6 protein-coding genes and 2 pseudogenes are annotated in these 7,564 nt (G+C 70.7%); 3 read left to right on the top strand and 5 right to left on the bottom strand.

Going from position 1 to position 7,564, the window contains the following annotated elements; genetic code table 11:
* The 4 genes and pseudogenes from C1I97_RS26545 to C1I97_RS26530 form a co-directional block, all read right to left on the bottom strand.
* On the bottom strand, positions 1 to 639 hold a 639-nt coding region (locus tag C1I97_RS26545; protein ID WP_146608297.1), incomplete at its 3' end, for a TerD family protein.
* 59 nt (positions 640 to 698) lie between these two features.
* A complete protein-coding gene (locus tag C1I97_RS26540; protein WP_111005684.1) occupies positions 699 to 1,277 on the bottom strand; it encodes a TerD family protein in 579 nt (192 codons plus the stop codon).
* Between the two features lie 171 nt (positions 1,278 to 1,448).
* Positions 1,449 to 3,482, bottom strand: a pseudogene (uvrB, locus tag C1I97_RS26535) (excinuclease ABC subunit UvrB); the annotation flags it as partial.
* A pseudogene (locus C1I97_RS26530) lies at positions 3,442 to 4,257 on the bottom strand (MHYT domain-containing protein); the annotation flags it as partial. The pseudogenes C1I97_RS26530 and uvrB, both read right to left, overlap by 41 nt.
* A 302-nt stretch (positions 4,258 to 4,559) precedes the next feature.
* Between C1I97_RS26530 and C1I97_RS26525 the strand changes: the two are divergent.
* Together C1I97_RS26525 and C1I97_RS26520 are read left to right on the top strand one after the other, a co-directional pair.
* Positions 4,560 to 5,435: a glycerophosphodiester phosphodiesterase gene (locus C1I97_RS26525; RefSeq protein WP_111005683.1), complete on the top strand. Its 876-nt coding sequence runs from the start codon at positions 4,560 to 4,562 to the stop codon at positions 5,433 to 5,435.
* 81 nt (positions 5,436 to 5,516) lie between these two features.
* A complete protein-coding gene (locus tag C1I97_RS26520) occupies positions 5,517 to 6,068 on the top strand; it encodes a methylated-DNA--[protein]-cysteine S-methyltransferase (RefSeq protein ID WP_111005685.1) in 552 nt (183 codons plus the stop codon).
* 73 nt (positions 6,069 to 6,141) lie between these two features.
* Here C1I97_RS26520 and C1I97_RS26515 read toward each other — a convergent pair whose 3' ends face one another.
* Positions 6,142 to 6,594 (bottom strand): VOC family protein, encoded by a 453-nt coding sequence (locus C1I97_RS26515; RefSeq protein ID WP_111005682.1) that lies wholly within the window; start codon positions 6,592 to 6,594, stop codon positions 6,142 to 6,144.
* Between the two features lie 110 nt (positions 6,595 to 6,704).
* Between C1I97_RS26515 and C1I97_RS26510 the strand changes: the two genes are divergently transcribed.
* On the top strand, positions 6,705 to 7,564 hold an 860-nt coding region (locus C1I97_RS26510), incomplete at its 3' end, for a pseudouridine-5'-phosphate glycosidase (protein WP_111005681.1).

Raw genomic sequence — 7,564 nt, 5'->3', positions numbered from 1 at the left:
GTAGGAAGCCACGGGCTGCGTCGGCACGTGGCCGGGGCGGTCGCCGTGCTGCGCGCGTGGTGGAGGGGGTGGTGCTATCGAGCGGGACAGGCCCTGGGCCACCGCTTCCTCCACGGCGGTCGCCAGGCGGTGGGGCTCGGGCAGGTGCTGGTCGGTGAGGAGTTCGGTGAGGCCGTCGGCGTAGCCCTGGCCCACCGCGCGTACTTTCCAGGCGTCCTGCCGGCGGTAGAGCTCCAGGGCGATCACGGCGGACTCCGCGTCCAGGCCGGTGATCGTGTAGGTGGCGAGCTCGGTGCCGTCCAGGGCCGTGACGGCGACGAAGGGGGCGGGGACCGCGCCGAAGCGGGCCGGACCGCCGCCCGCGGCGGGCAGGGCGAGCAGGACGTCGACGCGGTGCACCGCCTGGGGCATGGCGGCCAGGTCGACGGCGAGCCGGTGGTCGGCGGCGGCCTGGCGGGAGACCTCCAGGCCGGGCAGCACGGGGGCGCCGGGGTGGACCACCCACTCGGCGCCCCGCACTCTGCCGCTGTCGTCGCTGAGCGTGGCCGCGGCCACGACCGGACTGCCGGCCGAGATCCGTATCTCCAGGCGGACCTCGGAGAGCGGGTGGTTCTGCCCCCGCACCAGCTCGGCCGTCATCGCCTTCGTCCCCCTGATGTCGCCGGTGTAGCCGGTGTCGTGTGCTTGCAGGTGCGGGCTTACAGGTGCGGCAGGATGACCGGGATCAGGTCCTGGAAGGTACGGCCGTTGGCGGGGACGCCGAGGGCCGTCATGGTCCAGGCGCCGTTCACACGGTGCACCTTCGCCATGATCTGGGCGGTGTAGTTGCCGCCGCCCGCGAGGGTGTAGCGGGCGAGCTCCTGGCCGTTGGTCTCGTCGACCAGGCGGCAGAACGCGTTCTGCACCTCCTGGAACGTCTGGCCCGTGAAGGAGTTCACGGTGAAGACGATCTGGTCGATGTGGACCGGCACGCGCTGCAGGTCGACGAGGATCGACTCGTCGTCGCCGCCCTGACCGGCGCCGCCGACCAGGTTGTCACCGGTGTGCCGCACCGAGCCGTCGTCACTGGCCAGGTGCTGGAAGAAGACGACGTCGACGGGCTGCTTGTCGGCGAACAGCACGGCGGAGGCGTCGAGGTCGATCTCACGCGTGCGCGTGCCGAACAGGCCCCGGCGGGGCGCCGCCTGCCAGCCGAGACCCATACGGACCGCGCTCAGGCTGCCCCCGTCGTTCTTCTGCAGACTGATGGCCTGACCCTTGGTCAAGTTGACGGTCACGGCTGATACCCCTCTCGGACTACTCCCCTGTCGCCGTGGCTCCCACGGCTTCCAAGAACCCTACGCAGGGGCGCGGAGATCGCCGCACACCGGTCCGCACTTTGTGTCGGTCTTGCAACACAGCGCATCCGGCCCGCGCTCCCGCCGACGCCCCCACCACGAGGTGCGAGGTCAGGCCAGCCCCGCTTCCCGCATCTGGCGCAGCTCCTTCTTCATCTCCGCGACCTCGTCCCGCAGCCGCGCCGCGACCTCGAACTGCAGATCGGCCGCGGCGGCGCGCATCCGCTCCGTCATCTCCTCGATCTGCTCGGCGAGTTCGGCCGCCGGCCGGTCGGTGGGCACCGTCTCCTTCGCCTTGCCCCTGGCGGACTTGACCGACTTGGCGGCGCCGACCGCACCGGCGTCCTTCGCACCCTTCCCGGCGAGTGCCGGCACAGGTGTCTTCGCGCCCTTGCCGTCCTTGCCCTTGCGGTACCCGGTGCCGAGCAGCTGCTCGGTGTCGACCTCCTCGCGGGCGATCTGCGCGACGATGTCGTTGATCTTCTTGCGCAGCGGCTGCGGATCGATGCCGTTGGCCTTGTTGTACGCGATCTGCTTCTCCCGGCGGCGGTTGGTCTCGTCGATGGCCTTCTCCATCGCCGGGGTGATCTTGTCGGCGTACATGTGGACCTGGCCGGAGACGTTGCGCGCGGCGCGGCCGATGGTCTGGATGAGCGAGGTGCCCGAGCGCAGGAAGCCCTCCTTGTCGGCGTCGAGGATCGCCACCAGGGACACCTCGGGCAGATCCAGGCCCTCGCGCAGCAGGTTGATGCCGACCAGGACGTCGTACTCGCCGCTGCGCAGCTCACGCAGCAGCTCGATCCGGCGCAGGGTGTCGACGTCGCTGTGCAGATAGCGCACCTGGATGCCGAGCTCCAGGAAGTAGTCGGTCAGGTCCTCGGCCATCTTCTTGGTGAGCGTGGTGACCAGGACGCGCTCGTCCTTCTCCACGCGGCTGCGGATCTCGTGCACCAGGTCGTCGATCTGTCCCTCGGTGGGCTTGACGACGACCTGGGGGTCGACCAGGCCGGTGGGGCGGATGATCTGCTCGACCTGGCCGTCGGAACGCGACAGCTCGTACGCCCCGGGGGTCGCCGACAGGTACACCGTCTGGCCGATGCGCTCCTGGAACTCCTCCCACTTCAGCGGGCGGTTGTCCAGGGCGGAGGGGAGCCGGAAGCCGTGCTCCACGAGGGTGCGCTTGCGGGAGGCGTCGCCCTCGTACATCGCGCCGATCTGGGGGACGGTGACGTGCGACTCGTCGATGACGAGCAGGAAGTCCTCCGGGAAGTAGTCCAGCAGCGTGTGGGGCGGGGTGCCCGGCGCGCGGTCGTCGAAGTGCATCGAGTAGTTCTCCACGCCGGAGCAGGTGCCGATCTGGCGGAGCATCTCGATGTCGTACGTGGTGCGCATGCGCAGCCGCTGGGCCTCCAGCAGCTTGCCCCGCTTCTCCAGCTCGGCCAGGCGCTCGGTCAGCTCCTTCTCGATGCCGTTGATCGCCCGCTCCATGCGCTCGGGGCCGGCGATGTAGTGCGAGGCCGGGAAGACGTACAGCTGCTGGTCGTCGCTGATGATCTCGCCGGTGAGCGGGTGCAGCGTGGACAGCGCCTCGATCTCGTCGCCGAACATCTCGATGCGGACGGCCAGCTCCTCGTAGACCGGGAAGATCTCGATGGTGTCGCCGCGCACCCGGAAGGTGCCGCGGGTGAAGGCCATGTCGTTGCGTGTGTACTGGATGTCCACGAAGCGGCGCAGCAGCTCGTCCCGGTCGATCTCCTCACCGACCCGGAGGGGGACCATGCGGTCCACGTACTCCTGCGGTGTACCGAGGCCGTAGATGCAGGAGACGGAGGCGACCACGACGACGTCGCGGCGGGTGAGCAGCGAGTTGGTCGCGGAGTGGCGCAGGCGCTCGACCTCCTCGTTGATCGAGGAGTCCTTCTCGATGTAGGTGTCCGACTGGGGGACGTAGGCCTCGGGCTGGTAGTAGTCGTAGTACGAGACGAAGTACTCGACCGCGTTGTTCGGCAGGAGTTCGCGGAACTCGTTGGCCAGCTGGGCGGCCAGCGTCTTGTTGGGCGCCATGACGAGGGTCGGGCGCTGGAGCTTCTCTATCATCCACGCGGTGGTGGCGGACTTGCCGGTGCCGGTGGCGCCGAGCACAAGCCGGGCGTCCCGGCTTGTGCTCGGCGGGGGCCCAGTCGGGCCCGCCCATGACCACCTGGCGGTCGAACAGGACGACGGCGCCGGCGAGCAGCAGGAAGGTGAGCGGGCCGGCCATCATCGGCGCGAGCAGGGCGGCCGGTGACTCGCCGGCGGCGGGGGTGCCGCCGGTGCCGTGCAGGTGGACGCTGACGGCGGCCATGCCGGTGTAGTGCATACCGCTGACGGCGAGACCCATGACCAGGCTCGCGCCGACGCTCCACAGCGGTCCCCTGACCTGTCCGGCCGCCCAGAGGGCGGCGATGGCGGCGACGACGGCGATGACGACGGAGGCGGCGACGGTGAGGGTGTTGTACTCCAGGGTGCCGTTGAGCCGCATTCCGGCCATGCCCAGATAGTGCATGGTGGCGATGCCCAGGCCGGTGATCGTGCCGCCGGTGAACAGCGCGGAGCCGGTCGCGCCCTTGTAGCCGACGATGAAGATCCCTATGCCCACCATGACGATGGCGACGGCCAGGCTGGCGTACGTCGTCGGCCGGTCGTAGTGGACGGGCGCCTCCTCGACGGTGAAGCCGATCATCGCCACGAAGTGCATGGTCCATATGCCGGAGCCGATCGCCGCCGAGGCCAGGACGAGCCAGCCGGGGCGCCAGGAGTTCGCGACCAGCAGGGCACGGGTGGTGCAGCGCAGGCCGAGGGCCCCGCCCAGGCAGGCCATGACACAGGCCACCACCGGGGTGACGAGCCCGTAGCTGAATCCGTCGACCGTGCCTTGCATGCGCGGTTGCCCTTCCGCCCTCTTGAGCCCCGGAGTGTCGCGTCGAGCCCCGGGATGTCGCGATGTTCCCCCGTCCCAGGACCGCCACGCGGTCAGGGCTGACGCAGAGAGTATGACTCCCCCGGATCGGCCGAACGATTTTGCGGCAAAGAAACACGCCCTCACCGCAGATGTGTGGCAACGGTGGGCACACACGGGAGGGCCGACTCCGCGCACGCCGTGTTCTCCGTACGGCCACGCCTCGTCAACCGCCTGCTGCCATCCTTGCACTGTCCGTGATTATCCTGTCGCGAGGAGTACACATGCGCGTGCGTGCAGTTGCCGCCGTGACCACCGCGCTGGTGGGGGTCGCCCTGCTGTTGCCCACGTCCGAGACACAGGCCGCCGGAACCTCTGAACGGCCCCCTGTGGTCGTCGCTCACCGGGGCGCCTCCGCCTACGCCCCGGAGAACACCCTGCCCGCCGTCGACAAGGCCGCCGCGCTCGGCTTCTCCTGGGTGGAGAACGACGTGCAGCGCACCAAGGACGGCCGGCTCGTGGTGATCCACGACGACAGCCTGCGGCGGACGACCGACGTCGAGGAGGTCTTTCCCGGCCGGGCGCCGTGGAAGGTGAAGGACTTCACCGCCGCGGAGATCGCCCGGCTGGACGCAGGCAGCTGGTTCTCCCCCGCGTACGCGGGCACGCGCGTGCCGACGCTGGAGCAGTACCTGCGCCGGGTCGAGCACCACCACGAGAAGCTGCTGCTGGAGATCAAGAACCCTGAGCTGTATCCGGGCATCGAGCAGCAGATCCTGAAGGAGCTGGCCAACGACGGCTGGCTCGGCCGGCGGCATCTGGCGGACCGGCTGATCGTGCAGAGCTTCAGCGCGGACAGCCTGCGGACCGTGCACGAACTGAAGCCCGCCGTCCGGACCGGCTTCCTCGGCCGGCCGGCCGAGGCGGAGCTGAACCGGTACGCGGCCTTCGCGGACCTGATCAACCCGTCCCACGGCACGATCTCCGCGGACTATGTGAAGGCCGTCCACGCCCATGCCGGACCGCACCACAAGCCGCTGAAGGTCTTCACCTGGACGGTGGACGACGCCGCCCACGCCCGGACCGTCGCCGGGTACGGCGTGGACGGGATCATCTCGAACAAACCGGATGTGGTGCGGGCGGCGCTCGGCAGGGCGTGAGCGCTCCGCCCAAGCCGCTGCGAGGGCGGGCCCGGGGCGGAGCCGGGGGCGTTGTCAGTGGCGGGCCGTACCGTAAAGGGCATGGACAGCCACGAGCACAGCGAACAGGTCGTGTGGGCCGTCACCGGCACCGACATCGGCCCCCTGCTGCTGGCCGCGACCCGCCAGGGCCTGGTCAACGTCGTGTTCCACGCCACCGACGCGGTACGGGACCGGGCGCTGGCCCGGCTGGCGTCCCGGCTGGGCGGGGAGCCGGTCGAGGAGCCCGGCTCCCCGCTGCTCGCGGAGCCGATACGCCAGGTCCGGGCGTACTTCGCGGGCGAGCGGCGCGACTTCGACCTGCCGCTGGACTGGTCGCTGATCTCGGGCTTCAACCGGCAGGTGCTGCACGAGCTCGCGTCGGGCGTGCCGTACGGCACGGTCGTCGGGTACGGCGATCTCGCCGAGCGGGTCGGGCAGCCCGGTGCCGCGCAGGCGGTGGGCGCGGCGATGGGCTCCAACCCGCTGCCGGTGGTGGTGCCGTGCCACCGGGTGGTCGAGAGCGACGGGGGCATCGGCGGGTTCGGGGGCGGCCTGGAGGCCAAGCGGAGGCTGCTCGCACTGGAGGGAGTACTGCCCGAGCCGCTGTTCTGAGGCCCCTGCCCGTCCAGTCGTTGCCCGTCCGGCCGTTGCCCGTCCGGTCGTTGCCCGTCCGGTCGTTGCCCGTCTAGTCGTAGTGACGGGCCTCGAAGATGTTCCCGTCGGGGTCGCGGAAGTAGAAGCTGCGCCTGGCCTTGCCGCGCGCGCCGTAGGAGTCGTAGGAGAAGTCGGTCATGGGGACGGCCTGCTCCTGGAGGCGGGTGCGCAGGGCGTCGAAGGCGTCGGCGGACAGGGACAGGCAGACGTGGTTCACCGGGTGGCCCGCGCTGTCGGCGGCGCCGGGGAGCATGTTCATGCGCCGCGCCATGTCGTGCGGGGCGAGGTCGAGGATCGTCTCGGCGTTGAGGCGCACGGAGGGGAAGGAGACCTTGCCGTCGGCGAACTCGTCGACCCGTAGCGGCTCCAGGCCGACGGTCCTCTCGTAGAAGCCGGCGGCGGCGACCGGGTCGCGCACCCACAGGACGACGTGGTCGAGGCGTGGGGTGTTGTCCGTCGTGTTGTTCGTCGTGTTGTCCGTCATGCCTTCCAGGCTGGTGTCGTGCGGCGCGGGCCGCAAGGGTTTGGCCGGGTGCGGGGCCCGCCAGGGATGAGAGGGGAACGACGGAGGAGCGACGGGCAGGAGGCAGGCACGTGCTGGTGGTGTCCGACGAGGTGCGGGAGGGGCTGGCCGCGCGCCGTCCCGTGGTGGCCCTGGAGTCCACGATCATCGCGCACGGGCTGCCACGCCCGCGCAATCTGCAGGTGGCGCTGGAGTTGGAGGAGGTGGTACGGCAGGAGGGTGCCGTACCGGCGACGATCGCCGTGCTGGACGGGCATCCGCACATCGGCCTGGACAAGGGGCGGTTGGAGCGAGTCGCGAGCGAGGCGGGAATCCGCAAGCTGGGCCACCGCGACCTGCCGCTCGCCATGGCGCTGGGGGCGAGCGGGGCGACGACGGTGTCGGCGACGGCACTGCTGGCCGCGCTGGCGGGGGTACGGGTGTTCGCCACGGGCGGGCTCGGCGGGGTGCACCGGGAGTGGACGGTGATCCAGGACGAGTCCGCCGACCTGGGGCTGCTGGCGCGCACGCGGATCACGGTGGTGTGCGCCGGGGTGAAGTCGATCCTGGACGTGCCGGCGACGTTGCAGCGGCTGGAGACGCTGGGGGTCACGGTGGCGGGGTACGGCACGGACCGGTTTCCTGGGTTCTACCTGTCCGACTCGGGTCATCCGGTGGACTGGACGCTGCGTACGCCGGAGGAGGTGGCCGCGGTGATGCGCGCGCAGAACGCGCTGCGGGCGCCGGAGTCGGCGCTGATCGTCGCCAACCCCGTGCCGGAGGCGGAACAGCTGGATCCCGAGGTGCACGCGCGCGTGCTCGCGGATGCGTTGCGGGTGTGCGCGGAGGAGGGGGTGACGGGGCAGGCCGTCACCCCGTTCCTGCTCGAGTACGTGGTCTGCCACAGCGGCGGTGCGGCGCTGCGCGCCAATGTGGCGGCGGTGCGGGGGAA

The sequence above is a fragment of the Streptomyces sp. NTH33 genome, from assembly GCF_003236365.1.
In the GTDB taxonomy this organism is placed as follows: Bacteria; Actinomycetota; Actinomycetes; order Streptomycetales; family Streptomycetaceae; genus Streptomyces.
Note: the sequence above shows the minus strand (reverse complement) of the source record. Positions and strands in the feature narration are given on the sequence as shown.